24 protein-coding genes and 1 pseudogene are annotated in these 26,466 nt (G+C 73.1%); 9 read left to right on the top strand and 16 right to left on the bottom strand.

Annotation, left to right across the window (positions count from 1 at the left end):
- Window positions 1–241: 241 nt before the first annotated feature.
- From ACFUK0_RS03115 to ACFUK0_RS03055, 13 genes and pseudogenes are all read right to left on the bottom strand, one after another.
- Window positions 242–859, bottom strand: coding sequence for a LysE family translocator (locus ACFUK0_RS03115; RefSeq protein ID WP_380246270.1), 618 nt, complete (start codon window positions 857–859; stop codon window positions 242–244).
- Between the two features lie 24 nt (window positions 860–883).
- On the bottom strand, window positions 884–1,114 hold the full coding sequence (locus ACFUK0_RS03110; RefSeq protein ID WP_380246269.1) for a cold-shock protein: 231 nt from the start codon (window positions 1,112–1,114) through the stop codon (window positions 884–886).
- A gap of 176 nt (window positions 1,115–1,290) precedes the next feature.
- Window positions 1,291–3,009: an SDR family oxidoreductase gene (locus ACFUK0_RS03105; protein WP_380246268.1), complete on the bottom strand. Its 1,719-nt coding sequence runs from the start codon at window positions 3,007–3,009 to the stop codon at window positions 1,291–1,293.
- Window positions 3,006–3,863: a M24 family metallopeptidase gene (locus ACFUK0_RS03100; RefSeq protein WP_380246267.1), complete on the bottom strand. Its 858-nt coding sequence runs from the start codon at window positions 3,861–3,863 to the stop codon at window positions 3,006–3,008. The genes ACFUK0_RS03105 and ACFUK0_RS03100 overlap by 4 nt, the downstream gene beginning before the upstream one ends.
- 24 nt (window positions 3,864–3,887) lie before the next feature.
- Window positions 3,888–4,973, bottom strand: coding sequence for a PDR/VanB family oxidoreductase (locus ACFUK0_RS03095; protein WP_380246266.1), 1,086 nt, complete (start codon window positions 4,971–4,973; stop codon window positions 3,888–3,890).
- 32 nt (window positions 4,974–5,005) lie between these two features.
- Window positions 5,006–5,902: a metal-dependent hydrolase gene (locus ACFUK0_RS03090; protein WP_380246265.1), complete on the bottom strand. Its 897-nt coding sequence runs from the start codon at window positions 5,900–5,902 to the stop codon at window positions 5,006–5,008.
- A 206-nt stretch (window positions 5,903–6,108) separates the two neighbouring features.
- Entirely contained in the window at window positions 6,109–6,888 is a 780-nt protein-coding gene (locus tag ACFUK0_RS03085; protein ID WP_380246264.1) for an IclR family transcriptional regulator, read from the bottom strand.
- 270 nt (window positions 6,889–7,158) lie between these two features.
- Window positions 7,159–8,619: a catalase gene (locus ACFUK0_RS03080; RefSeq protein ID WP_380246263.1), complete on the bottom strand. Its 1,461-nt coding sequence runs from the start codon at window positions 8,617–8,619 to the stop codon at window positions 7,159–7,161.
- A 291-nt stretch (window positions 8,620–8,910) separates the two neighbouring features.
- Window positions 8,911–9,963 (bottom strand): annotated as a pseudogene (alc, locus tag ACFUK0_RS03075) (allantoicase); the annotation flags it as partial.
- A gap of 16 nt (window positions 9,964–9,979) precedes the next feature.
- The gene (gene allB, locus ACFUK0_RS03070) at window positions 9,980–11,344 is read right to left on the bottom strand and encodes an allantoinase AllB (RefSeq protein WP_380246262.1); all 1,365 of its coding nucleotides are present in this window, start codon (window positions 11,342–11,344) and stop codon (window positions 9,980–9,982) included.
- Window positions 11,345–11,551: 207 nt separating this feature from the next.
- Window positions 11,552–12,694 carry a glycerate kinase gene (locus tag ACFUK0_RS03065; protein WP_380246261.1) on the bottom strand — a complete coding sequence of 381 codons (1,143 nt, stop codon included), beginning with the start codon at window positions 12,692–12,694 and terminating at the stop codon, window positions 11,552–11,554.
- A gap of 416 nt (window positions 12,695–13,110) precedes the next feature.
- Complete coding sequence (locus ACFUK0_RS03060) at window positions 13,111–14,007, bottom strand: 2-hydroxy-3-oxopropionate reductase (protein ID WP_380246260.1); 897 nt, start codon at window positions 14,005–14,007, stop codon at window positions 13,111–13,113.
- Window positions 14,008–14,059: 52 nt separating this feature from the next.
- On the bottom strand, window positions 14,060–14,917 hold the full coding sequence (locus ACFUK0_RS03055) for a TIM barrel protein (RefSeq protein WP_380246259.1): 858 nt from the start codon (window positions 14,915–14,917) through the stop codon (window positions 14,060–14,062).
- Window positions 14,918–15,126: 209 nt separating this feature from the next.
- Between ACFUK0_RS03055 and ACFUK0_RS03050 the strand changes: the two genes are divergently transcribed.
- The 8 genes from ACFUK0_RS03050 to ACFUK0_RS03015 all read left to right on the top strand — a co-directional run bounded on the left by ACFUK0_RS03050 (window position 15,127) and on the right by ACFUK0_RS03015 (window position 22,487).
- Window positions 15,127–15,387: a thiamine-binding protein gene (locus tag ACFUK0_RS03050; RefSeq protein WP_380246316.1), complete on the top strand. Its 261-nt coding sequence runs from the start codon at window positions 15,127–15,129 to the stop codon at window positions 15,385–15,387.
- Window positions 15,384–15,767, top strand: a complete 384-nt coding sequence (locus ACFUK0_RS03045) for a helix-turn-helix domain-containing protein (RefSeq protein WP_380246258.1) — start codon at window positions 15,384–15,386, stop codon at window positions 15,765–15,767. Before ACFUK0_RS03050 ends, ACFUK0_RS03045 begins: the two co-directional genes overlap by 4 nt.
- Window positions 15,768–15,960: 193 nt before the next feature.
- Entirely contained in the window at window positions 15,961–16,506 is a 546-nt protein-coding gene (gene uraD, locus ACFUK0_RS03040) for a 2-oxo-4-hydroxy-4-carboxy-5-ureidoimidazoline decarboxylase (RefSeq protein ID WP_380246257.1), read from the top strand.
- A gap of 45 nt (window positions 16,507–16,551) precedes the next feature.
- Complete coding sequence (gene uraH / locus ACFUK0_RS03035; RefSeq protein WP_380246256.1) at window positions 16,552–16,887, top strand: hydroxyisourate hydrolase; 336 nt, start codon at window positions 16,552–16,554, stop codon at window positions 16,885–16,887.
- A gap of 27 nt (window positions 16,888–16,914) precedes the next feature.
- Window positions 16,915–17,829, top strand: coding sequence for a factor-independent urate hydroxylase (pucL, locus tag ACFUK0_RS03030; RefSeq protein WP_380246255.1), 915 nt, complete (start codon window positions 16,915–16,917; stop codon window positions 17,827–17,829).
- Between the two features lie 281 nt (window positions 17,830–18,110).
- Window positions 18,111–19,574: a nucleobase:cation symporter-2 family protein gene (locus tag ACFUK0_RS03025; protein WP_380246254.1), complete on the top strand. Its 1,464-nt coding sequence runs from the start codon at window positions 18,111–18,113 to the stop codon at window positions 19,572–19,574.
- Window positions 19,575–19,646: 72 nt separating this feature from the next.
- Complete coding sequence (locus tag ACFUK0_RS03020) at window positions 19,647–21,029, top strand: 8-oxoguanine deaminase (RefSeq protein ID WP_380246253.1); 1,383 nt, start codon at window positions 19,647–19,649, stop codon at window positions 21,027–21,029.
- 330 nt (window positions 21,030–21,359) lie between these two features.
- The gene (locus ACFUK0_RS03015; RefSeq protein WP_380246252.1) at window positions 21,360–22,487 is read left to right on the top strand and encodes a peptidoglycan recognition family protein; all 1,128 of its coding nucleotides are present in this window, start codon (window positions 21,360–21,362) and stop codon (window positions 22,485–22,487) included.
- A 40-nt stretch (window positions 22,488–22,527) separates the two neighbouring features.
- On the opposite strand, the gene ACFUK0_RS03010 is transcribed toward ACFUK0_RS03015, so the two are convergent.
- The 3 genes from ACFUK0_RS03010 to aceB form a co-directional block, all read right to left on the bottom strand.
- Window positions 22,528–23,025, bottom strand: a complete 498-nt coding sequence (locus ACFUK0_RS03010; RefSeq protein ID WP_380246251.1) for a DUF4240 domain-containing protein — start codon at window positions 23,023–23,025, stop codon at window positions 22,528–22,530.
- A 44-nt stretch (window positions 23,026–23,069) separates the two neighbouring features.
- A complete protein-coding gene (locus tag ACFUK0_RS03005; RefSeq protein ID WP_380246250.1) occupies window positions 23,070–23,456 on the bottom strand; it encodes a gamma-glutamylcyclotransferase in 387 nt (128 codons plus the stop codon).
- A 192-nt stretch (window positions 23,457–23,648) separates the two neighbouring features.
- Complete coding sequence (gene aceB, locus ACFUK0_RS03000; RefSeq protein ID WP_380246249.1) at window positions 23,649–25,301, bottom strand: malate synthase A; 1,653 nt, start codon at window positions 25,299–25,301, stop codon at window positions 23,649–23,651.
- Between the two features lie 190 nt (window positions 25,302–25,491).
- Between aceB and ACFUK0_RS02995 the strand changes: the two genes are divergently transcribed.
- Window positions 25,492–26,289 carry an IclR family transcriptional regulator gene (locus ACFUK0_RS02995; RefSeq protein ID WP_380246248.1) on the top strand — a complete coding sequence of 266 codons (798 nt, stop codon included), beginning with the start codon at window positions 25,492–25,494 and terminating at the stop codon, window positions 26,287–26,289.
- Window positions 26,290–26,466 lie beyond the last annotated feature (177 nt).

The following is a 26,466-nucleotide window of genomic DNA, read 5'->3' as shown; positions in this document are numbered from 1 at the left end:
GTCCTTCCGACAGTGTCCGGAACCTCCGCCGCCCACGACGGCGGAGACCTCACGACAGGCCCGGCGGACGACCGCCAGGAACCATCAGGAAGACGTTTGCACACAAACCCATTCCTCCCGCAACTCACACGCAGCACACGGGTGAACCACTGCCCCGGCCGGGTGAAAGCACCTGCCGGTCACGGCGGGGAAGCGGGGAGGCGGGGAAGCAGGACGGCAGGGCGGCAGGACGGCGACGGGCTCAGTCGCCGAGTGCCAGACGCACCCCGAACCCGGCCACGACCGTCCCGGCCACCCGGTCGAGCGCCCTGCGGACGGCCGGGCGCTGAAGGCTCCCGCGCACCACGCGGGCGAAGCCGACCAGCACGGCCGACCAGAGCAGCCCCTCGGCCACGTGCACGCAGGTCAGCAGCACACCGGCGGAGAAGTGCGGCACGCCGGCCGGAATGAACTGCGGCAGCACCGCCACGTAGAACACGCCGACCTTGGGGTTCAGCAGGTTGGTGAGCGTGCCGCGCCGCCAGCCGCGCAGCAGGCCGCCGCCCGCCGGGCCCGCCGCCGGTTCCGCCACGCCGGCGTCCCGGCTGAGGAGCATCCGGACGCCCATCCAGAGCAGGTAGGCGGCGCCGGCCCAGCGCAGGATCTCGTACGCCAGGTGCGAGGCGGTGAGCAGCGCCGTCACGCCGGCCGAGGTGAGGGTGCCCCAGACCAGCGTGCCGGTCTGGATCCCCAGGACGACTCCCCAGGCCTGCCTTCGGTGGCCGAGGGCCGAGGTGCGCAGGATCAGCGCCGTGTCGAGCCCGGGCGTGAGGGTGAGCAGGCCGACGACGAGGGCGAAGGACCACAGGGCTGTCTCCATGGCCCGTCATCGTACCCAGTGCGGTCAGAGCAGCCGGACGTGCTCCGCGACGATCCGCCCCTCCTCCTTGGCCGGCTCGTAGCTGACCTTCTGCCCGACGGCGAGCCCCCGTCCGCCCGGCCCGGTGACCGGTACCCGGCCGGCGTCGGAGGTCACCGAGTCGTAGTAGACGATCACCTCCGGGCCGCCGTCGTCGGGCTTGATCGACCCGTAGCCGTGTCCCTCGTGGTACGACGTGACGATGCCGGTGGCCATGGCTGCACTCCTTCGGGCGGGCGGTCGATGCCCCACCAGGATTAACAGACACCCGCCCGGCCGGCCGCCGCTGACACGCGCCGGGCGAGCCGTCCTTCCGGAAATCACGGCGGGCATACTCGATGCCGCTCGGGCCGTCCCCCCGGTGACCGGGGAGGACGGCCCGGCCCGCGTGCTCAGCCCACGTTCAGCCGGGCCGCGAGGCGCAGCAGGCCCGGGGAGAGGCGGCCGAGGGCGCGGGCGGCCTTGGCCTCGAAGGTGACGGGGACGACGGCCTTGCCGGTGCGGACGGCGCGGACGATCTCGGCGGCGACCTTCTCGGGCGGGAAGCCCCGGCGGGCGTAGAGCTTGGCGGCGCGCTGCTGCTTGGCGGCCTGCTGGTCGGCGGTGGTGCCGGAGAAGGTGGAGGTGCGGGTGATGTTGGTGTTGACGATGCCGGGGCAGATCGCGCTGACGCCGATCCGGGCCGGGGCGAGTTCGGCGCGCAGGCAGTCCGAGAGCATCAGGACGGCGGCCTTGCTGGTGGCGTAGGCGGCCAGCACCTTGGACGGCAGGTAGGCGGCGGCGGAGGCGATGTTGACGATGTGGCCGCCCTCGCCGCGTTCGGTCATCAGGGTGCCGAAGGCGCGGCAGCCGTGGATGACGCCCCACAGATTGACGTCCAGGACGCGCTGCCACTCCTTCTCGGTGGTCTGCAGGAAGGTGCCGGAGTGGCCGATGCCCGCGTTGTTGACCAGCACGTCGGGCACGCCGTGCGCGGCGGCGACCTGCGCGGCGAAGGCGTCGACGGCAGCGCCGTCGCTGACGTCGACCCAGTAGGCGTGGGCCGGCGGGCCGATCAGGGAGGCGAGTTCGGCGGTGCGGGTGGCGGCGTCGAGGTCCAGGTCGCAGACGACGACCCGGCAGCCCTGTTCGGCGAAGGCCAGGGCGGTGGCGCGGCCGATGCCGCTGCCGGCGCCGGTGACGACGACGAGCCGGCCGTCCTCGGGCGGGCCGGCCTTCTGCCCGGCCTCGGTGCGGGCGGCGAAATCACGGACCAGACCGGCCACGGCGGACCCCTTCTCCAGCAGTGCGGACCAGTGGGTGGCGTCGAGCGTGCGGCGGGTCAGGTTCGGGACCCAGCGCTCGATGCCCTCGGAGAGGGCGGCTCCGACGTAGCGGTCCCGGGTGAGCGTGACGAGCTGGACGGGGACGTCGGTCGGCCGCTCGCGCGGATCGCGCAGGGTGGGGCGCATGTTGGCGCGGTACAGCTCGATGCCGTGCACGGCGTCCCGGGCGAGGGTCGGCTGCGGGTGGCCGGGGCGCGGGGTGACGCCCTCCAGGTCGCGCAGCACGCGGGGCCAGGCCCGGGCCAGGCCGAGCCGCCAGACGGCGGGGGCGAGCACCGGCAGGTGGAAGGCGGTGATGTACCAGGAGTGCGCGCCCTGCGAGATCAGCTGCCGAAGGTGCCGGGGGGTCGGCCGGTGCAGGCGCTTGCGGATCCAGAAGCCCATGTGGTCGAGGCAGGGGCCGGAGAGGGTGGTGTAGGAGGCGAGGCGCTGCCCGGCCCCGGGCTCGGTGACGGCCTCCCAGGACTGCAGCGAGCCCCAGTCGTGGGCGACCACGTGCACCGGGCGGCCGGGGCTGACGGCGTCGGCGACCGCGAACAGGTCGGCGGCGAGCTGTTCGAGGCGGTAGCCGTCCCGGTCGGCCGGCACCCCGGACTCGCCGGCGCCGCGGGTGTCGTAGCGCACCACGTGGTGGTCGCGGGCGAGGTCGTCGGCGACGTCGTCCCAGACCACGTGGGTGTCGGGGTAGCCGTGCACCAGCAGGACGGTCGGCGCGGCCGGGTCGCCCTGCTCGAAGACGGCGAGCGGCAGCCCGCCGGAGTGGACGGTGCGGCGGCGGGGGGTCATCGGGAGGCCTCCGGGGCGTTGTTCCAGCGCCGCACGTGCGGCAGGTCGTCGTCGAGCCAGTAGGCATCATCCTCGGTGACCACCAGCAGCTCCTCGAACTTGATACCCACCTCGCGGAAGCCGATGTGCGGTTCGACCGCCCACAGGCCGGGCGTGGGCGCGTGCCGGGAGGCCCGGCCGTCCGCCCAGAGCGGGGAGCGGCCGTGCAGCCGCTCGCTGATCAGCTCCCGGCCGAGGGTCTGGACGGTCCGCAGGCCGAAGCCGAACAGGTTGACGCCGGCCGGGCCGCGCGCGGTCGTCCGGGTCACCTGGTGGCCGATCACCCGGCCGGGGTAGACCTGGTGGCGGTTGTCGTAGCCGTGGGCGGCGATCTGCGCGTCGACGGCCGCGTAGACCTCGTCCAGCGGCTTGCGGGCCCTCACCTCACGCAGGATCAGCTCGCGGTAGACCTGGAGGTCGGCGGCGAGGCGGTCCCAGACGGGGTTGTCGCCGGCCTTGCCGCCGTAGCCGATGTCGGCGGTGTAGCCGTCCACCACGGGTGCGCAGTCCAGCACGTACGGCATGCCCTCCTGGAGCTTGCGGTTGCCGGCGAAGAACTGGAGCGGGGTGTGGAAGTGCCGGAAGGCGGTGCGGTCGCCGAACCAGGCGAACGGGATGTGGAAGAAGTCCTGCACGCCGGCCTTGACCAGGCAGCGGCGCAGCTCGGCGGTGGCCTGGCGTTCGGTGACGCCGGGTTCGATCCAGGCGGCGACCTGTTCGGCGCAGTGGTAGGCGAGTTGCTGCGTCTCGCGGAACCGGCCGAGGTCGGCGTCGGTGAAGGGGAAGGCGGGGCGGGCGGCGGTCGCGGTGGCCATGCGGGTGCGGCTCCTGTCGGGCGGTCAGAGGTCGAGGACGAGGGTCTCGCCCTCGGCCGCCCGCGAGACGCAGGGCAGCAGGGCGCCGGCGGCGCGCTCGTCCTCGGTGAGGCGGCGGTCGCGGTGCTCGGGAGTGCCGGCCAGGACGTGCACCCGGCAGGTGCCGCAGAAGCCCTGGCGGCAGGAGTACGGGAGGCCGGGGCGCTGCTCCAGGGCGACGTCCAGGGCGGAGCGGTCGGCGGGGACGGCGAGCAGCGGTCCGTCCGCGCCGAGCCGGACGCCGAACGGACTGCCGCCCAGGACGGGGGCGGCGCCGAAGCGTTCGAAGTGCAGGGTGCGGGCGGGCGACGCCTCCAGCGCGCCCTGGACGGCGGCGAGCATCGGGGCGGGCCCGCAGCAGTACACGGCGGTGCCCCGGCGGGCGCGGGCGAGGAGTGCGGCCCCGGTGGGGACGCCGTGCCGGTCGTCGGTGCGGATCTCCACCCGGTCGGGGCCGAGGGCGCGCAGCTCGTCCGCGAAGGGCAGGGTGCCGGCGCTGCGGCCGGTGTGGATCAGGTGCCAGTCCAGGCCGAGGCGGCGGGCCTCGCGGGCCATCGGCAGCAGCGCGGTGATGCCGATGCCGCCGGCCAGCAGCAGGACGGCCGGCTCCGCGCAGAAGGCGAAGCCGTTGCGGGGGCGGCGGACGGTCAGTTCGGTGCCGGGGAGGAGTTCGTCGTGGATCTCGACGGAGCCGCCGCCGCCCCCGGGCAGCCGGCGCACGGCGATCCGGTAGCCGCCGCGGTCGGCGGGGTCGCCGCAGAGCGAGTAGTGGCGCTCGCGGCCCGAGGGCAGCCGCAGCCGGATGTGGGCGCCGGGCTGCCAGCCGGGCAGTGCGCCGCCGGCGGGGTCGGCGAGGCGCAGTTCGGCGATGCCGTCGGCGATCGTCCGGTGGCCGGTGACGGTGAGGCGCAGCGGCGGGGTGGGGCGCGCGGGCGGACGGCGGGGGCTGCGGCGCAGCAGCGGGCTGCCGAGTGCGGGGGTGTAGCGGTCGCCGAAGGCGGTGACGCGCTGCATGAAGCGGTCGGCGCGGGGGCGGCCGTACAGGTCCGGGGGCGGGGTGCTGAGGTCCATCCGGGGTTGCTCTCCTGGCTGCTGGCGGCTGGTCAGTGGTGGGCTGCGGCGCGCGCCGCCGGGGAGGTGGCCAGGTAGCTGAGGGCCTGGCTGGAGGAGCCCTCCTGGGTGGGGTGGTAGCCGCGCCGCAGGTAGCGCAGGCCGGAGCGGAGCGACTTGACCGGGTCGGGCAGCATGCCGCGGGCGGCGATGCTCCGGGCTTCGCGCCAGGTGGGGCGGATCCGGCCGTCGAGGGTGGGGTCGGCGGCGAGCAGGAAGCGGACGCCGCGCACCCAGAGGTGGACGAGGAGCGGCCCGGAGACGGCCATGCCGCGGACACGGCGCAGGTAGCCGGGGTCGAGGTGGACCATCAGGTCGTAGGCGACGCTGCGGTGCTCGACCTCCTCGGCGCCGTGCCAGCGCAGCAGGTCGAGCATCGTGGGGTCGGCCTTGGCGCGGTCCAGGCCGGGCGAGTTGAGCGCCCAGTCGCCGAGGAAGGCGGTGAAGTGCTCGATGGCGGCGACGAAGGCGACCCGCTCGATGATGTTCTCGCGGCGCCCGCGCGGGCTGAGTCCGCTGCGCTCGCCGAGGATCCGCTGGAACAGCCAGGCGATCTGGCGGACGTACGGGCGGGGGTCGAGCCCCTGGGCGAGCAGGTGGTCGAGGACTTCCTGGTGGGCTTCGGCGTGGATGGACTCCTGGCCGATGAAGCCGAGCACCTCCTCGCACAGCTGCTCGTCGGTGATCAGCGGCAGGGCCTCCTTGAAGACCCGGACGAACCAGCGCTCGCCCTCGGGCAGCAGCAGGTGCAGGACGTTGATGGTGTGGGTGGCCATCGGCTCGTCGGGGATCCAGTGCAGCGGCAGTGCGGACCAGTCGAAGCGGACGTCCCGGGGCTCCAGGACGAGGTTGTCGTGGACGGCGGGGGCGGCGGAGGTGGAGCGGGGCATGAGGGCTCTCCTGACCTGCGGGTGGCAGCTCGACTCCCGGAAACGTACTAGCGGGTAATGCCCGCGACAAGGGTTTCGACCATTCTTATCGACATCGAGTCTAATAAGGCGGGCAGTCGGGTCCGGGCAGCACCGAGGCCCGCCGGGACGTCCCGGCGGGCCTCGGAAGCAGCTCTCGAACAGCAGCTCTGGAACGGCAGCGGTGCTCAGACCGCCATCGCGAGCATCAGCGGCGCGGCCCGCACCGCGAGCAGCTCGGCCGCCGCCTTCAGCCGGTGGACGTTGTCGACCGGCATCGAGGTGGCCAGGCAGCCGACCGTGCTGCCCGCCGTGATCGGCACCGCCGCGCACACCGTGCCGAGGGCGTACTCCTGGATGTCCAGCATCGGCATGGTGGCCGGCTGGCGCTCCAGACGGTGCATCAGCTGCTCGGCGTCGACCACGGTGCGCGAGGTGAGCCGGGCCACCGGGTGCCGGGAGAAGTGGTCCCGCCGGGTGTCGTGGTCGAGCTGGCTCAGCAGGCACTTGCCGATCGCGCTGGCGTGCGCGGTGGCACGGAAGTCCACCCACTCCTGGACGGCCGGGGCGTGGTCGGCCGACGCGACCGCCTCCACCGACAACTCCCCTTCGTGGTAGCGGCTGAAGTACACCGCCGCCCCCAACTCGTCCCGCAGTTCGGCCAGTTTGTGGTTCAGCCGGACCCTGACGAGCTGCTCCCGGTTGTACTGGCCGAGCAGCGCGAAGGTGCCTCCGAGCACCCAGGCCTCGTCCTGGTACTGCAGGTAGCCCTCGGTCTCCAGGAACTCGGTCAGCCGGCGGACGTCCGGCAGCGGGAGCGAGGTCTCCCGGGCCAGGCCGGCGGTGGTCACCCCGCCGGGGTGACGGTCGACCGCCTCCAGCAGTCTCAGCGCATGCTGCAGGGAGGTGTACGGGCCAGGGCCACCCTGGTCCAGCGTGGCCTGACGACCCCGGGCTGGTGTCGACATGACGTCCTCCCCTTCCGATGCCCCGCGCGGACGTGCCGCGGCTGCTCCAGCCTATCCACCGGAATGCGTTCCGAGCTCCCGGTCGGCAGATATTCGCGCAGGTGATAAGCGCGACTTGACTGGCATATGCCACCGGCGCGCCCCGGAAACGCGGACGGGCCCCTCCCCGACTGCCCGGCGGGGAGGGGCCCGTGCCACGCGGCCGGCCGGAGTGCGGGCCCCGGGCGGCCGGTGAGGGTAGGTCGGTCGGACTCGGGCGGCGGGCTGCGGTCAGCCCTCGTCGCCGGCGCGCAGCGCGGCGACGGCCGCCTCCAGGCGGCTGCCGTACTCCTCGTCGGCCGCGTGGAAGTGGGCGAGGTTCTTCTCGATCACGTCGTCCCGGGTGACCTGCGCCAGGAAGCCCGCGATGTTGCCGATCAGGCGGGTCCGCTCGCCGGCCGACATCAGCCGGTAGAGCTCGCCGGCCTGGAAGAAGTCGTCGTCCTTGGTGTGGGCCGGCGTCGTCCAGGTGCCGGTGTGGCCGTTCAGCGCGACCGGTGCGGCCAGCGCTTCGTCGGTCTGCGCCGGGCCGTCGTACGAGTTGGGCTCGTAGTTCTTGCCGCGGCCGGACTTGTTGACGGCGGAGAGGCCGTCCCGGCCGTAGTTGTTCGCCTCGGTCGCCCTGGGGGCGTTCACGGCGAGCAGGGTGTGGTTGACGCCGAGGCGGTAGCGCTGGGCGTCCGCGTAGGCGAACAGCCGGCCCTGGAGCATCTTGTCCGGGGAGGGGCCGATGCCGGGCACGAAGTTGTTCGGCGAGAAGGCGGACTGCTCGACCTCGGCGAAGACGTTCTCCGGGTTCCGGTTGAGCACCAGGCGCCCGACCTTCTGCAGCGGGTAGTCGGCGTGCGGCCAGACCTTGGTGAGGTCGAACGGGTTGAAGCGGTAGTCGGCCGCCTCGGCGACCGGCATCAGCTGCACGTAGAGCGTCCAGGACGGGAACACGCCGCGCTCGATGGCCTGGTGCAGGTCGCGCTGGTGGCTGTCGGCGTCGGCGCCGAGCACCTCGGCGGACTGCGCGCCGTCCAGCGAGCGGATGCCCTGGTTCGTCTTGAAGTGGTACTTCACCCAGAACGCCTCGCCGGCCGCGTTGGCCCACTGGTAGGTGTGCGAGCCGTAGCCGTTCATGTGGCGGTACGAGGCGGGGATGCCGCGGTCGCCGAACAGCCAGGTGATCTGGTGGGTCGAGGCGGGCGAGTGCGCCCAGAAGTCCCAGACGTTGTCCGCCTCCTGCACGCCCGTGAACGGGTCGCGCTTCTGCGAGTGGATGAAGTCGGGGAACTTGACCGGGTCCTTGATGAAGAACACCGGGGTGTTGTTGCCGACCAGGTCGTAGTTGCCCTCGCCGGTGTAGAACTTCAGCGCGAAGCCGCGCGGGTCGCGCACCGCGTCGGAGGAGCCCAGGTTGCCCGCCACGGTCGAGAAGCGCAGGAACACCTCGGTGCGCCTGCCGATCTCCGAGAGGAAGTCGGCGCGGGTGAACTGCGAGACCTCGTCGGTCACCTCGAAGTAGCCGTACGCACCGGAGCCGCGGGCGTGCACGACGCGCTCCGGGATGCGCTCACGGTTGAAGCGGGCCAGCTTCTCCAGGAGCTGCTGGTCCTGGATGAGCAGCGGGCCGTACTCGCCGGCCGACGCCGAGTTCTGGTTGTCGGCGACCGGGGCGCCGGCCTCGGTGGTCAGGATCTTGGACATGGAGGGTCCTTCGGGGTGAGAAAGGCGGTGCGTGGAGAAGGAGGAGACGGTCGGTCCGGCAGTCGGCGGCGCAGGGAATCAGACGCCGAGCAGACGCCGGAGCGCCGAACGGCGGCGGGAGGACTGCTCGCCGTCGGGGCCGTCGGCCGGCTGGAGCGCGGACACGGCGGCGCCGGTCGCGGCGGCGTCCGCGAGCGGGCGGGCGGCGGTGAGCTCGGTGGCCTCCTCCGCCTTCAGACCGGCCTCGACGAGGGCCGTGCGGGCCTCGTCGGCCGGGAGTGCGTTGAACCAGCGCAGCGCGAGGGCGGCGCGGCCGGCCTCGGTGAGCCGGCCGGTGAGGCGCAGCCGGGCCAGGCCGCCGTCCGGGTACACGTCGATGCGTACGTGCGTGACGGGCCGGCCCACGGCGAGGCGCAGGCGGTGCCGGGTGTCGGGCTGCAGGCGCGTCCGGGGCAGGATCTCGAACCAGCCGTCCGGGTCGTCCGACGGGTCGCCGCCGTTCGAGGCGTCGTAGCCCACCAGGCCGGCCCAGCCGGGGGCGTTGGCGACGAAGTGGGTGGTGTCCACCTCGGCGGCCAGCACCTCGCCGCCCCCGGCCAGGGCGATCCGGACCCAGTCGTTGGCCTTGTCGCGCCGGCGCCGGGTCTCCCAGCCCTCGCCCATGACGGAGGCGCGGCCGGGAGCGTTCAGGTTGTGCGGGGAGGAGAAGTAGCGGTCCGAGGCGGCCTCGGCGACGCCGCCGTACTCCTGCGCGGCGAGGTCGAAGGTGAGGCCGTCCAGCTCACGCGGGTCGGCCAGCACCTCGCCGTGCACGCGCAGGCGGGCCACCCCGCCGTCGGGCCAGATGTTGAGCCGGACGTGGGTGTAGCGCGTCCCGTCCGCGACCTCGAACTCGTGGGCGGTGTCGCCGCGGAGCGCGGTGCGCGGTACCAGGTCGGTCCAGTGCGCGGAGTCGAGCTCCTCGACGGACGGGTGGCCCGGGATCGAGGCGCCCTGCACGGACGCCGTCTCGGGGTAGTTGCCAGTGAAGTGCGCGGTGTCCACGACCACGCCGCGGATCACGCCGCCGACGCCGAGCCGGACGACCGCCCAGTCGTGGTCCTCGTCGGTCGGGTGCGGCTGCTCGGCGCTGACGCCGCGCCGGCGCTTGCTCTCCCAGCCGTCCATGATCTGGCCCTTGTGGCCGAAGGTGTGCGCGCGGAACTCGGCGGGCTTGGCGACCAGCAGGTTCTCCGCGTCCGCGAAGGTGTCCTCGTTGGTGGCGACCACGCCGGCGCCGAGCAGGCGGGAGGCCAGGTTGACCAGCTCGGTGAACGGAGCACTCGGGGTCGTAACGCTGCTCATCGGTGAGCCTCCTGATTCAGGGACGGGTGATCTGACGGCCGAACGGCTCGGCGTCCACGTCCACCACACGGCCGCGCAGCCAGGTGGTGCGGACGGCGCCGGTCAGCGTCCGGCCCGCGTACGGGGTCACGGGGTTGCGGTGGTGCAGCCGGTCGGCGCGGACGGCGAACTCGCCGTCCGGGTCGAAGGCGACCAGGTCGGCGTCGTGGCCGACGGCCACGGCGCCCTTGGTGCCGGTCAGGCCGGCGAGCGAGGCGGGGCCGGCCGACATCCAGCGGACGACGTCCGAGAGGGTGTGCCCGCGCCGGCGGGCCTCCGTCCAGATGGCCGGCAGCCCGACCTGGAGCGAGGCGATGCCGCCCCAGGCGGCGGCGAAGTCACCGCTGCCGCCGTACTTCTCCAGCTGTTTGAGGTCCGGGGTGGACGGCGAGTGGTCGGAGACCACGGCGACGAACTCACCGGCCGCCAGGGCCGCCCAGAGCGCGTCCCGGTTGGACTCGTCGCGGATCGGCGGACAGCACTTGAAGGCGGTGTCGCCGTCCGGCACCTCCTCGGCCGCGAGGGTGAGGTAGTGCGGGCAGGTCTCGGCCGTCACCCGGACGCCGTCCGCACGGGCCTGGCGCAGCAGCGGCAGGACGGCGGCGGAGGAGACGTGCAGGATGTGCACCCGGGCGCCGGTGCGGCGGGCGGCGTCCAGCAGCCGGGCGACGGCGGCGGTCTCGGCGGCGTCGGGGCGGGAGGCGAGGAAGTCGCGGTAGTGCACGCCGGACTGCTGCGGGGCGGCGTCCAGGACGGCCGGGTCCTCGGCGTGGATGATCGCCAGCGCGCCGATCCTGGCCTGCTCGGTGAGGGCGCTCTCCAGGTCGGCCTGCCCGACGTGCGGGAACTCGTCCACCCCGGAGGGGGCGAGGAAGCTCTTGAAGCCGAACACTCCGGCCCGGTGCAGCGGCTCCAGGTCGGCGGTGTTGCCGGGGATCGCCCCGCCCCAGAAGCCGAGGTCGACCCAGGCCTGGCCCGCGGCGGTCTTCCGCTTGGCGTCCAGGCCGTCGACCGTGGTGGTCGGCGGGATCGAGTTCAGCGGCATGTCGATGACGGTGGTGACGCCGCCGGCGGCGGCGGCCCGGGTGGCGGTGGCGAAGCCCTCCCACTCGGTGCGGCCGGGCTCGTTCACGTGCACGTGGGTGTCGACCAGGCCGGGGAGCAGGGCGGTGGCGCCGAGGTCGGTCAGCAGGCCCTCGCCGGCCGGGATCGAGCCGTGGGCGGCGATCCGCTCGATCTTCCCGTCCCGGACCAGCACGTCAGCGGGGCGCTCGCCGTCGGGGAGGACCACGCGGCGGGAGCGGATCACCACGGCGGCGGCTGGCGTCTCGCTGGGGGGCATCGGGACCTCCGGGCTGGGGCGGTACAGGGATCTGGGGGGCTGGGGCGCTACAGGGAGGGGGCTGGGGAAAAGGGGTCGCTGAAGGCGGACACGAGTGGCCGGGGCGGCAGTTGAGGTGTGATCGTCATACTGCTGGCTGCGATTGCTCGGAGCCTAGGCCCGCCTTCAACAAAACGTCAATGTAGGAAGCTACGAGGAAACCGAGGCTTAACCGGGCAGCAACTCGGCGGCCAGCCGCTCCCCCGCGGCCTCCGCCAGCTCCGCCGCCCTGGTCATGCTGTCGCCGGGCCGCTCGGCCAGCTCGGTGAGCGCGTACGCGGCGGCGAAACCGGCCGCCCGCCACTCACTCTCCGCCAGCTCCAGACGCCCCGCCACGGCGGCCACCCGAACCCCCGCCCGGGTGGCCGCCGCGGCGACGCCGGCGGGAGCCTTGCCGTGGAGCGTCTGCGCGTCCAGGCAGCCCTCGCCCGTCACGACGAGGCGTGCCCCACGCACGGCCTCGTCGAAGCCCAGCAGTTCGAGCATCAGCTCGATGCCGGGCCGCATGGTGGCGCCGAGCAGCGCGAGGGCCGCGAAGCCGACCCCGCCCGCGGCGCCGGCCCCGGGAGCGCCCCGCAGGTCCCGCCCGGTCACCTCGCCGACGACGTCGGCGAAGCGGGTCAGGCCCTCCTCCAGGATCAGCAGGTCCTCGCCGTCCGCACCCTTCTGCGGGCCGTAGACGGCGGTCGCACCGCGCGCGCCGAGCAGCGGGTTGTCGACGTCGCAGGCGACCACGACATCCACACCCCGGAGCACGTCCGCGAGGGGGCCGAGGTCGATCCGGGCCAGCCGGCGCAGGGCCGCGCCGCCGGGCGGCAGCTCCGCCCCCTCGCTGTCGTACAGGCCGACGCCGAGCGCCTGCACCATGCCGGCCCCGCCGTCGGTGCAGGCACTGCCGCCGAGGCCGAGCACGATCCGCCCGGCACCGAGGCCGACGGCCCGTCCGATCAGCTGTCCGACGCCGTACGAACCGGCGGCGAGCGGCGCGGTGCGGCCGCCGGGCAGCCGGGCCAGGCCGGAGGACTGCGCGAGCTCGACCACGGCGGTGTCGCCGCGGACGGCGATCGCCGCGTCCACCGGCAGGCCGGTGGGGCCGGCCACCTTCACCGGTACCCGGACGAACCCGGCCGCCAGCGCGGCGGCGAGGGTGCCCTCACCGCCGTCGGCGACGGGCAGCTCGCGGACGTCGGTGCCCGGGGCGGCGCGCCGGATGCCGGCCGCGATGCGGGCGGCGACCTCGGCGCCCTCCAGGGTGCCCTTGAACTTGTCGGGGGCGACGACGACATGGCCCTGGGCGGGGGTGGCGGGCATGGCGTGGGCCTCACTTCCGGGGTCGGGCTGGCTTGCGGCGGGCGGGCTTGCGGCAGGCGGGCTTGCGGCGGGCGCCGCGGATGATCCGAGTCTGCGCCCGTTTCGTGGTTCCGGGGCCTCGAAGTGCGGGGTGCGACCCCCTCCCCGCCGTTCCACCCGTCCCGCTTCCGACGTACGGGTGGCTCCCCTCGGCGAGGGAGGGGGCCGGGCGGCGCGCGGACACGACCGAAGTGCCCCCGGGAAGGGAGAGCGCGCCACCGGCTTGGTACGACCGGCAGGCGGGCGGATGAGCCCCGGCCCGCCTGCCGGTCGGATCCGGCCTCCTGACGGCGCGGGCACGACCGGATAGGTACACGCCGCCAGGAGGAGTCTGTGGGGGCCGGGGCTGAGTGCCCCGGCCCGGAGGTGGCGCGCTCCTAGGCCACGGTGCGGCCGGAGAGGCGCTCGACGCCGCGCAGCAGTGCGGAGTGGTCGAGCGAGCCGTCGCCGTTCGCGCGGGCGGAGGCGACCAGCTGGGCGACGACCGCGCCCACCGGCAGGGCCGCGCCGACGGCGCGGGCGGCGTCGGTGACGATGCCCATGTCCTTGTGGTGCAGGTCGATGCGGAAGCCGGGGGCGAACTCGCGGTTCAGCATGTTCGCCTTCTTGCGGTTCAGCACGGTCGAGCCGGCCAGGCCGCCGCCGAGCACGTCCAGGGCGGCGGCGAGGTCGACGCCCGCGTTCTCCAGGAAGACCACGGCCTCGGCCACGGCCTGGATGTTGACGGCCACGATCAGCTGGTTGGCGGCCTTCACGGTCTGGCCGGCGCCGGCCGGGCCGACGTGGACCACGGTGGTGCCCAGGGCGTCGAAGAGCGGCCGGGCCTCGGCGAAGTCCGCGGCGTCGTCGCCACCGACCATGATCGAGAGCACCGCCTCGACGGCACCGGCCTCACCGCCGGAGACCGGGGCGTCCAGGGTGCGGACGCCCTTCTCCCGGGCGGCGGCGGCGACCTTGATCGAGGTCTGCGGGGTGATGCTGGACATGTCGATGACGAGCGTGCCGGCCCTGACGTTCTCCAGCACACCGCCCTCGCCGAGGATGACCTGCAGCACGTGCGGGTCGGCGGGGACCATCGTGATGACGACCTCGGCGTCGGCGACGGCCTCGGCGATGCTCGCCGCACCGTGGCCGCCGGCCGCCACCAGGGCGTCGATCGCGGGCTGCTGGAGGTTGTAGCCGGTGACGTGGTGGCCGGCCTTGACCAGGTTGGCGGCCATCGGGCTGCCCATGATGCCGAGGCCGATGAAGGCGATCTTGCGGGAGGCGCTCATGCGTCGCTGTCCTTCGTACGTGGTGGGGTGGGGGGCGAGTGCCGAGGGCCCGCTACGCGGAGCGGAGCTCGCGCGGCAGCCACTCGAAGCTGTCGGCGCTCACACCGGTGGAGGGGCGGTACTCCAGGCCGACGCGGCCGGTGTAGCCGGCGGCGGCGAGGCGGGCGAAGAGGTCGTCGAAGTCGAGGTCGCCCGTGCCGGGCTCGCCCCGGCCCGGGGTGTCGGCGATCTGCACGTGGCCGAAGCGGTCGGCGTACGCGTCGATGACGGCGCCGGCGTCCTCGCCGTTCCTGGCCAGGTGGTAGAAGTCCGCGAGGAACCTGGCGTTGCCCAGGCCGGTGGCGGCGTTCACCTTGTCGACGATCTCGACCGCGGCCCGCGCGGTGACCAGCGGGTAGTCCGGTGACTCGGGCCGGTTGAGGGCCTCGACCAGCAGGATCGCGCCGATGCCGTGGGCGGCCCGCGCGGCGAGGACGAGGTTCTCCAGCGCGAGCGCGTCCTGCTCGGCCGGGTCAACGCCCTCGACCCGGTTGCCGTACAGCGCGTTGAGGGCCCGGGTGCCGAGCGAGCCGGCCAGCGAGGCGGTGACCGCGACGTTCGCGCGGAAGCGCTCCTTCTCGGCCGGGACGGAGACGGTGCCGCGGGCGCCCCTGGTGAGGTCGTCGAGGAAGTTGAGGCCGGTGAGCCGCACCCCCGCGTCGGTGAAGGCCTTGCGGAGGGCGTCGAGCTCGGCCTCGGCGGGGGTGGCGTCCTCGCCGAACGGCCACCAGAGCTCGGCCGCGTCGAAACCCGCGGCGGCGGCCGCGGCCGGGCGCTCCAGGAGCGGAAGCTCGCTGAACAGGATCGACAGGTTGACCGTGACGCGTCCGTGGAGGAACGCGTGCTGGGAAGCGGCAGTCACGTCAGTCACCTTTCACTCTTCCGTATCCTCGACTTCCACAATCCGGAAGAAGGATTCTGCTTGGTGGAAGCATGTCCGCCGGGTCGAGCGGGTGTCAAGACCGTCGCAACAATTTGTTGAAGAGGCCGAACGCTCCCCTCCCGCCCGGCCTCCGGCTGTTCGATCGACCAGCCCCTGCCGCCCGCCGGACCGCTCGCTAGAGTGAGCGGGTGCGATTGATGGTGGAGTTCACGACAGAACCGTTCGAGCTGGACACGTTCCCCGAGCACGCGGTCGCGGCCCGGCGCGTGGTCGACGAGGCCGGCCTCGCCGTCGCCGTGGGCCCGTTCGGCACCGGCGCGGAGGGCGAGGCCCAGCAGGTGCTGGCCGCCGTGACCAGGCTGCTGCAGGAGACCCTGGAGGCCGGGGCCACCCGGATCTCCGTCCAGGTGAGCGTGCTCGCCGACGGCGCGACCCCGGAAGGGGCGGGCACGCCGTGAGCGACGTACCGCAGCACCCGCTCGCCGCGGCGATGAAGCCGCTGCTCGACGCGGTCGGCGCGACGCCGGTCGCGATCGAGGAGGCCAGGGCCGACGACGTCCTGCTGGAGTGGGACGGCGTACCGGCGATCGCCGTCCGCCTGCCGCACCTCAGCAGTGCGCTGGACCGCCTGCTGGCCGAGATGACCCGCCAGTTCGACGGCCGGCCGCTGGCCGAGCTGGACCGCCTGGAGAAGCAGCGCGTCGTCGCCCTTCTGGAGGAACGCGGCGCGTTCACCGTGCGCCACGGCGTGGAGACGGTGGCCTCCGCGCTCGGCGTCAGCCGCTTCACGGTGTACAACTACCTCAACCGCCAGGACGGCGGCCCGAAGTCCGGCTGAGCCGTGAGGCCCGCCCGGTCGGCCCAGTCTGGACCCGGGAAAGCTCCGGGCGCACTTGGCCAATCGCACACGAAACGGGCCGGTAACCGGGCCCGGATCAAAACGTAACCACCAACCGTTCAACAAAGTGTTGACGCCCGGGGGTGGCGGATCTAGCTTTTGCGGGTGGCACCACTCTTCAGGAGGTCCACCCGTGACCAACCACCCCCCGGCGTCGTCAGAGACGGCGCCGACGCAGGCAGCCGGCGCCCTCGGAGCGCTGGCGGCGGCCCCGGCCGCCGAGCTGGAGAAGACCCTGCTGGAGATCTGCTCCAGCCCCCGCTGGGCCGCCGCCCTCACCGCGACGAGGCCCTGGGCCGACCGTGACGCCCTGCTCGCCGCCAACGCGGCGGCCATGGCCGAGCTGACGCCCGCCGACCTCGCCGACGCGATGGCCGGCCACGCCCGGATCGGCAGCCCCAAGGCGGGCGACGCCACCTCCGAGCGCGAACAGGCCGGTGTCCACGGAGTGGACACCGCACTCCTCGACGAACTGCGCGAGGCCAACGCCGCCTACGAGGCCCGGTTCGGCCACGTGTTCCTGATCTGCGCGACCGGCCGGACCGCGGCCACCATGCTCGCCGCGCTGCGCGAGCGCTTCCCGAACGACGCCGCCACCGAGGCGGAGATCGTCCGGGGCGAACTGCGCAAGATCAACGACATCCGTATCGACCGACTGCTCGACGATTCCCACCGGTAGTCCCGACGGGCAGTCACCCCAGCCATCAGTAAGGTCACTTCACCCATGACTGGCATCTCCACGCACGTTCTCGACACCAGCCTCGGCCGCCCGGCCGAGGGTGTCCCGGTCGAGCTCGCACTGCACACCGAGGGTGGCTGGACGGTGCTCGGCACCTCCGCCACGGACTCCGACGGCCGGGCCAAGGACCTGCCGGCCGTGGAGGCGGGCTCGGTCGTCCGGCTCCTGTTCGACACCGACGCGTACTTCGCGAAGAGGTCGGACGAGGCGCCGTTCTTCCCCGAGGTCTCGATCGTCTTCACGGTCGCGCCCGCGCAGCACCACTACCACGTGCCCCTGCTGCTCAACCCGTTCGGATACTCGGTCTACCGCGGAAGCTAGACCCCTTGATTGATTGGGAGCCATGTCATGGCCCACGTGCTCGGTCAGAACCAGTACGGCAAGGCGGAGAACCGCATCGTCCGCGTCTACCGTGACAGCACCCGTCACGAGATCAAGGACCTGAACGTCTCGGTCGCCCTCTCCGGTGACCTCGACGACGTCCACCTCACCGGCTCGAACGCCAACTGCCTGCCCACCGACACCACGAAGAACACCGTCTTCGCCTTCGCGAAGGAGTACGGGATCGAGTCGGCGGAGCAGTTCGGCATCACGCTGGCGAAGCACTTCGTGGACAACAACGAGCCGATCCACCGGGCCCGGATCCGGATCGAGGAGTACACCTGGGACCGGATCAAGACCCCGGACAGCTCCGCCCGCTTCATCGGTTCGGAGGAGGTGGGCCACTCGTTCGTCCGCAACGGCGGCGAGACCCGCACCTCGGAGATCACCTACGACGGCGACAGCGTCCAGGTGATCTCGGGCCTCAAGGACCTGGTCGTGATGAACTCCACCAACTCGGAGTTCTGGGGCTACATCAAGGACAAGTACACCACCCTGCAGGAGGCGTACGACCGGATCCTCGCCACCCAGGTGACGGCCCGCTGGAAGTACGGCTTCACCGGCCGGGACGAAGAGCCCCAGCCGAACTGGAACCGCTCCTACACCCACGTACGCCGCCACCTGCTGGAGGCGTTCGCCGAGACCTACTCCTACTCGCTGCAGCAGACCCTGCACGCGATGGGCACCCGGGTCCTCAACAACCGCGCCGAGGTGGACGAAGTCCGCCTGGAGCTGCCCAACAAGCACCACTTCCTCGTCGACCTGGAGCCGTTCGGCCTCAAGAACGAGAACGAGGTCTACTACGCGGCGGACCGGATGTACGGCCTGATCGAGGGCACCGTGCACCGCGAGGGCGTCGTCCCGGTCATCCCGGTCGCCTGACGACCCCCCGTCCGCCGATGAACACCGCCCGGCGCAGCACCCTCCGGCCCCCTCGGGCCGGCCGCTGCCAGGCGCACCGCACCACCACGCTCCACCGCACCAGCTGTTTCTCCACCCCCACCAACCGGAGATCGTGCCCGCCCCACGGCGGCCGGCCCGGCGGCCTGGAGAAACCGGCCGAGGGACCCTTGCACCGCCGTCCCGCCCTCGGCCAGGGCGAGTTCAGCCACTCTCCAGCGCCACGGGCGCGCCGGGAGCCATGGGCACAAGAGGGGCTCGACATGGCTTTCCGCACCAACAGCAGCACCGACGGCGGTTCCACCCCTGACAGGCCTTCCGGTCCGGGTGGTGGTCCGGGGAGCCACTCCGAGACGCCACCCGGGCAGGCGGTCCACCCCGTGGACGAGCTGCTGCCCCCGGTGAAACTCATCTCCACCGGTCTCCAGCACGTGGCCGCGATGTACGCGGGCGTCGTGGCGCCCCCGCTCATCGTCGGCGCCGGCGTGGGACTCTCCCCCGCCGAGCTCGCCCTGCTCATATCGGCCAGCCTGTTCACCGCCGGGCTGGCCACCCTGCTCCAGACCCTGGGTATCTGGAAGATCGGCGCCCGGATGCCGTTCGTCAACGGCGTCTCGTTCGCCGGTGTGGCACCCATGATCGCCATCGCCCAGGAGCACGGCCCGAAGGACGCCCTCCCGGTGATCTTCGGCGCGGTGATCGTCGCGGGGCTCCTGTGCTTCCTCGCGGCACCGTACTTCTGCAAGCTCATCAGGTTCTTCCCGCCGGTCGTCCAGGGCACCGTGATCACCCTCATCGGGGTGTCCCTGCTGCCGGTGGCGGTCAACTGGGCACGCGGCGGCTCACCCGACGCTCCCGGTTTCGGCTCGGTACGGGCCATCGGCCTCGCCGCGTTCACCCTCGTCGCGGTGGTGCTCTGCAACCGGCTGCTGTCCGGTTTCTGGCAGCAGCTGTCCCTGCTCGTCGGCCTGGCGATCGGCACCCTGGTCGCCTTCCCGCTGGGCCTGGCCGACTTCGGTCCGGTCGGCGAGGCCGAGGTCTTCGCGCTGCCGTCCCCGTTCCACTTCGGTGCCCCCATGTTCGACGCGGCGGCGATCATCTCGCTCTGCATCGTGATGGTGGTGTCGATGACCGAGTCCACCGCGGACATGCTGGCGCTCGGCCGGATCGTCGACCGGGAGGCCGACGAGGCCACCCTGGCAGCCGGCCTGCGGGCGGACGGCCTGGCCACCGCGATCAGCCCGGTCTTCAACGGGTTCGCGGCCAGCGCCTTCGCCCAGAACATCGGGCTGGTGGCACTGACCAAGATCCGCAGCCGCTTCGTGGTCGCGGCCGGCGGCGGGATCCTGATCCTGCTCGGCCTCTTCCCCGTCCTCGGCTCGCTGGTCTCGCTGGTGCCGCAGCCCGTCCTCGGCGGCGCCGGGATCGTGCTCTTCGGCACGGTCGCGGCGAGCGGCATCCGCACCCTCGCGGAGGCCGGGATGGAGTCCGGCTCGAACACCATCCTGGTCTCGGTCTCACTCGGGGTCGGCATCATCCCGATCGCCGCCCCCGCCTTCTACGACGCGTTCCCGGAGGCCGTCCGCACCCTGATGCACTCCGGCATCTCGGCCGGCTGCGTGGCGGCCGTCCTGCTCAACCTGCTCTTCCACCATGTCGGAGCGCGCCGCCGGTCCCCCGCCGGCGACACGCCCGGCGCGACGGCGCCGACGGCGACACCGTCCTGACCGGTGGGAGGGGCGGTAGAAACGCTCCGGCGCCCGCCTCCCCTCCCGCCCTCCCCCCTAGGAGTCCCCACCATGGCAGTCCAGCCCCCACCCGCCGACCAGCGGATCGTCATCGAGAACGTCGCCATCGCGACGGTCGACGCCGACGACACCGAGTACGCCCGCGGCCACGTCGTCGTCCTCGGCAACAGGATCGAGTCGGTCGGTGACGGCCCGGCCCCGCAGTGGCTGGACAACGTGGTGCGCCGGGTCAATGGCGAGGGCCACCTGATCACCCCCGGACTGGTCAACACCCACCACCACTTCTACCAGTGGATCACCCGGGGCCTGGCCCAGGACAACATCCTGTTCGACTGGCTCGTCGCGCTCTACCCGACCTGGGCCCGGATCGACGACCGGCTGGTGCACGCGGCCGCCCAGGGCTCCGCCGCCGCCCTGCTGAAGTCCGGCTGTACGACGGCGAGCGACCACCACTACGTGTTCCCGAAGGACGGCGGCGACATCCTCGGCGCCGAGATCGAGGCCGTCCAGGAGCTCGGCCTGCGCTTCACCGCGCTGCGCGGCTCGATGGACCGCAGCCAGAAGGACGGCGGCCTGCCGCCGGACCACGCGGTGGAGCGGACCGAGGACATCCTGATCGCCTCCGAGGCGGCCGTGGACAAGTACCACGACGCCTCCGCCGACTCGATGCTGCAGATCGCCATCGCGCCCTGCTCCCCGTTCTCCGTCTCCACCGAACTCATGCGCGAGGCCGCCGTACTGGCCCGCCGCAAGGGCGTCCGGCTGCACACCCACGGCTCCGAGACGGCCGAGGAGGAGCAGTTCTGCAAGGAGCTGTTCGGGATGGGCCCGACCGACTACTTCGAGTCGACGGGCTGGCTCGGCGAGGACGTCTGGATGGCGCACTGCGTCCACATGAACGACTCCGACATCGCCAAGTTCGCCGAGACCGGCACCGGTGTCGCGCACTGCCCGTCCTCCAACGCCCGCCTCGCGGCCGGCATCGCCCGCGTCCCCGACATGCTGGCGGCCGGCGTGCCGGTCGGCCTCGGCGTGGACGGCACCGCCTCAAACGAGTCCGGCGAACTCGGCACCGAACTGCGCAACGCCCTGCTGATCAACCGTCTGCACGGCAGCCCGAAGGCCCTCACCGCCCGCAGCTCGCTGCGCCTGGGCACCATGGGCGGCGCCCGGGTGCTCGGCCGCCAGCACGAGATCGGCTCGATCGAGGCGGGCAAGCTCGCCGACCTGGCGCTCTGGAAGATCGACGGCATCATGCACTCCTCCATCGCCGACCCGGTCGCCGCCCTCACCCTGGGCGCGCTGCCGCCGCTGGCCCTGCTCCTCGTCAACGGCAACGCCGTGGTCGAGAGGGGCAACCTGACCACCGTCAACGAGGACCGGATCGCCCAGGCGTGCGCCCGCGCCGCCCGGGAGCTGGCCGCCCGCGTCTGACCCGCCCCAGCCGGTGCGGCCGCCCTCCCGGCGGCCGCACCCCGCAGACTCCGGGCCGCCCAGGGACGGTGCGGTACCCGGACTCCGTGAGCCCCCTCGGGGGCGATCGGAACGCGGCCCCGGACCCACGGCGAGGGTCCGGGGCCGCGGCGTGCCCCGGCGGGCAGGTCCGACGGGGCCGGCCGGGCACACCTGCGAGAAGGACCGGGAAGGCGTGCAACCCGATCGGGGTACGAGCCGTGTATATCAGTGATGCTGATCATCAATCAGCACGGAGCCCGGCCACCGCCCGGCCCCTGTTCGCGTTCACGCCTTATCTCGGGGACACCAATGCCACACAGCAAGCCCATGGTCAGCCGCCGCACCGTGATCGGGACGCTCGGCGCGACGGCCGCCGCCGCCGTCGTCGGCCCGCTCACCGCGGCCACCGCCGCACAGGCCGCCGGCCCGCAGCCGGCCGGCGCGCAGACCGTCGGGATCCCGCAGACCCGCGCCGTGTCCGCCGAGGGCACGGAGGCGACCGCGCTGCAGGCCGACTTCCCGATCCAGTACGTCGGGGCCAGCTGGACGGGTCCCCGGCGGGGTGCCTCGATCAGGCTCCACCGGGACGGCGTCCCGGGCGACTGGCAGGCACTCACGACGAGCTGCGCGGGCGGCCCCGACGGCCACGAGGGAGACGCCGCGCAGAACGCCAGCGCGCTGGTGGCGGTCGGCGGTGCCACCGGCTACGAGCTGCGGCTGCCCGACGGTGCCACCGACGTCCGCTCCGCCGGCATCGACACCACCGCGGGCCCGACCCGTCAGGTCAGCCTGCCGCTGACCGAGCCGGTGATGTTCGGCGGCATCCAGTACCTGTCCCGCGCCGCCTGGGGCGCGGACGAGTCCAAGCGGTTCAAGAACGGCGTCGAGAACACGCCCACCGCGTACTACCCGCTGCAGGCCCTCACCGTGCACCACACCGACGGCATCAACGCCGACCCGGACCCGGCGGCGACCGTCCGCGCGATCTACGAGTACCACGCCGTCACCCTCGACTGGGGCGACATCGGCTACCACTTCCTGATCGACGAGGCCGGCCGCGTCTACGAGGGCCGGTACTCCGGCACCGACCCGCTCCCGGCCCACGACGCGTCCGGCAACATGGTGACCGCGTTCCACTCGGCCGGCTACAACTCCGGCAACCTGGGCATCGCGCTGCTCGGCACCCTCAGCGGCCAACTGCCCACCGAGGCCGCCCGCCGCTCGCTCACCCTGCTGCTCGCCGGCCTGTCGTTCTGGCACGGTCTGGACCCGGAGGCCGCCATCACCTTCGTCAACCCGGTCAACGGCGTGACCAAGGCCGCCCGGACGATCAGCGGCCACCGCGACTGGCTCGCCACCGACTGCCCCGGCGCCACCATGTACGACACGCTCCCCGCTCTGCGCACCGACGTGGCCCACCTCACCGGCCGGGCCTAGCCGGACACCGGCCCGGGGCGGGCTCCCCGCCCCGGGCCGCTCAGTCGAAGCGGGCGGACAGCCTCGGCAGCAGCTCCTCCAGGTCGTCCTCCTCCCAGGCCTCGCCGGCCGGAGTGCCCGCGTCGCCGACGCCCGGGCCGTCCGGCAGTCCGGCGCCCGTCACCCGCTCGTAGGCGTGCGACGCGGCGTAGCCGACCTCCTCCGCCTCGGCGTCCTCCTCCTCGTCCCAGGACTCGCCCGCCAGCGCGTCCGGGTCCGCGAGCGCCAACTCGTAGAACGTGCGGCCGCGCGCTATCAGCCAGTCGCGGAAGTAGTGGAAACCGTCGTCGCTGCACCCGCCGTTGATGACGTAGCCGGCCGCCCAGAGCCGCCAGGTGTACGCCCGGCTGTGGTACCCGGCGTAGATCCGGTCGAAGGCGGTGATCTCCTCGGCCGGCAGCCCGGCCAGCAGGCCTGCCAGCGCGCCGGCCTGCTCGCTCTCGTCGCGTGCCCCGGCGCGGGCCGTGCTGATGAGCTGCCAGAAAATGTCGTCGTCCATGCCCCGATGCTGCCCGAGGGGTCTGACAGCCCCGGGCCGCCCGGTCAGGCCGTACGGCCCAGCGTCGCCAGGTAGGCACGCCAGCCGCCGTGCCCGGTGATCTCCTTGTGCACCCCGCGCTCCAGTTCGCCGCGCGCGAGCAGCATGGACAGGCAGGCGCTGCCGTCGGCCAGCTCGATCACGCCGAGCTCCAGCTCGCGGGGCTCGCCGGGGAGAATGACGTCCCGGAGGTGTTCGAGGGTGATGTCGTAGAGCTCGCCCTCGATCACGGTGCCGGTGCCGGGGGCGGGCAGCAGGCCGGGGCAGACGTCGCCGATGGAGAAGAAGCGGTAGCCGGGCGCGGTGCGGACGGGGCCGATCAGCGCGTCGGCGACGGAGTGGTGGAAGGGGCCACCGGCCATCGCCTGGCCGTTGAAGAAGATGCGGGCCATCGTCGGGGCTCCTCTGAGCGTGCGCGGCGGCCCGGCCGGGGGGCGGACCTCACCGAGGTCCCCCGGCCGGGCCGCCGGTTCGGGTACGGGCGGATCGACGTGGCGGGCGCACGTTGCGGATCGGCGGAACGGGTGCGACCAGTGCTACGGCTCGGCAGGCGGCAGCCGGGTCGCGGCCGGACGGATCGGGGCTCAGTCCAGCAGGGGCAGCGCGGGCAGCGTGAGGAAGTCCACGAACTCCTCGGCCAGGGCGACCTGTTCGAAGAGCCTGGCGGCCTCGGCCCAGCGCCCGCCGGCGTAGGCGTCGTCGCCCAGCTCGGCCCGCAGGTCGGCGAGCTCGGCGGCCACCAGCCGGCGGACGAGGTCGGCGGTGGCCTTCTCGCCGGTGTCCGCCAGCACCACGCCGTTGTTGATCCACTGCCAGATCTGCGAGCGCGAGATCTCGGCGGTGGCGGCGTCCTCCATCATGTTGAAGATGGCGACCGCGCCGAGACCGCGCAGCCAGGCCTCGATGTAGCGGACACCGACCTGGACGGCGTTGTGCAGGCCCGCCAGGGTGCAGCTGCCGCCGGCGCCGGCGATGTCGAGCAGCTCGGCCGGCGTCACGGTCCCGGGGGAACCGGGATTGTCCTTCTGGTTCGGCCGGTCGCCGAGCACCGCGTCGAAGCAGGCGCGGGCGACCGGGACGAGGTCCGGGTGGGCGACCCAGGAGCCGTCGAAGCCGCCGGCCGCCTCGCGCTCCTTGTCGGCCCGGACCTTCTCCAGTGCGGCGGCGTTGACCTCGGGGTCGCGGCGGGAGGGGATGAAGGCGGCCATGCCGCCGATGGCGTGCGCGCCGCGCCGGTGGCAGGTCTGCACCAGCAGGCGGGTGTAGGCGGCCATGAACGGCGAGGTCATGCCGACGCTGTTGCGGTCCGGCAGGATGAAGTGCTCACCGGCGTCGCGGAAGTTCTTCACGATCGAGAAGAGGTAGTCCCAGCGGCCCGCGTTGAGGCCGGCGGCGTGCTCGCGCAGCTCGTAGAGGATCTCGTCCATCTCGAAGGCGGCGGTGATCGTCTCGATCAGCACGGTGGCGCGGACGGTGCCGTGCGGGATGCCGAGGGCGGCCTGCGCGTGCGTGAAGACGTCGTTCCAGAGCCGGGCCTCGAGGTGGCTCTCGGTCTTCGGGAGGTAGAAGTACGGGCCGGAGTTCGGGTCCTCGGGGCCGCGTGCCAGCAGCCGGGCGGCGTTGTGGAAGAAGTACAGGCCGAAGTCCACGAAGGCGCCGGCCACCGGGGTGCCGTCGACCAGCAGGTGGTTCTCGTCCAGGTGCCAGCCGCGCGGGCGGACCACGACGGTGGCCAGTTCGGCGGAGGGCTTCAGGGTGTACGCCTTGCCGGCGCCGCTGCTGAAGTCGATCCGGCCCTCGTAGGCGTCGATCAGGTTGACCTGGCCGCTGACCACGTTCTCCCAGGTGGGCGACGTGGCGTCCTCGAAGTCGGCGAGCCAGATCCGGGCGCCGGAGTTGAGGGCGTTGACGACCATCTTGCGGTCGGTCGGGCCGGTGATCTCGACCCGGCGGTCGCGCAGCGCCCGGGGGGCCTCGGCGACCTTCCAGTCGCCCGCGCGGATCTCCGCCGTCTCCGGCAGGAAGTCGAGGGTGCCGGTCGCCGCGATCTCGGCGCGGCGGCTCTTGCGTCGGGTCAGGAGTTCCTGGCGTCGGCTCTCGAAGGCGCGGTGGAGGCCGACCACGAAGGCGACGGCCTCGGGGGTGAGCACCTCCTCGGCGCGGGGGACGCGCGGACCGGCGACAGTGACGACCGGAGCGGCGGGGGAGGCGCCGGCAAGTCCCTGTTCTGTAGCCATGGGCAGGACACTCCTTGGACGGTTGAGCCTGGCGGAGGGAGTTCCGGGGGGAGCCTCCCTGATCTGAACCCGCCTACCGACGGGTTGGATTCTGTAAGGTGGAGAATAGTTTCCGCGATACAGAATTTCAACGATTTGTTGAGGTGATCGCTGGGACTCTACTCCTCCCCCGACAGCGAAGGGAACGCCGGTGGCCCGGACCCCCGACACAGCATCGACGACGGGCACCGACCGCGCGAGCGGCGGCGTGCAGTCCGTCGAGCGCGCCTTCCAGTTGCTGGAGGCGCTCGCCGACGCGGGCGGCGTCGCGACGCTCAGTGAACTGTCCGCCTCCTCGGGCCTGCCGATGCCCACCATCCACCGCCTGGTTCGTACCCTCGCGCAGCAGGGATATGTCCGCCAGGACACCGCACGCCGGTACACCCTCGGCCCGCGCCTGATCCGGCTCGGCGAGACGGCCGGCCGGCTGCTCGGCAGCTGGGCCCGCCCCTACCTCGCCGAGCTGATGGAGGCCACCGGGGAGACCGCCAACCTGGCCGTCCTGGAGGGTGGCGAGGTGGTCTACGTCGGCCAGGTGCAGTCACGGCGCTCGATGCGGATGTTCACCGAGGTCGGACGCCGCGTCCAGCCGCACTGCACGGGTGTGGGCAAGGCCCTGCTCGCACAGCTCCCGGAGGACGAGGCCCGCGCCGTCCTCGGCCCCAATCCCCTTCCCGCGCACACCTCGTACACCGTGACCGACCCCCAGCTGCTGCTGGAGCAGCTCGCCGAGGCGCGCGAGCGGGGGTACGTGGTGGACGACCAGGAGCAGGAGATCGGCGTCCGCTGCATCGCCGTGGCGGTGCCGGGCGCGCCGACACCGACCGCACTGTCGGTGTCCGGCCCGGAGGCGCGGATCCGGGCCCTGGAGGAGCAGGCGGGAAGTGCCTCGCTGGTGCCGGTGATGCGGCACATCTCGGCCCGGCTCGGCCAGGTGCTGGCTCCCTGACCTGCGGCGGCGCCGGGCCGGGCGGCCGCCGCCGAACAGCTCGTCGGATGGTTGCACCTACCTGCCCTGCGTTCACTCGTTCGAGCGGAAGCGGTGTGTTCCCCGAACGGTGGCGGGCTGTTCGGTCCAGCCTTGTCACGAGGCGGCCCGCATCACGACGGGCCGGTGAGGCAAGAC

This window comes from Kitasatospora sp. NPDC057223 (assembly GCF_042669755.1).
GTDB lineage: Bacteria > Actinomycetota > Actinomycetes > Streptomycetales > Streptomycetaceae > Kitasatospora.
This window is presented reverse-complemented; position numbering and strand designations above follow the sequence as displayed.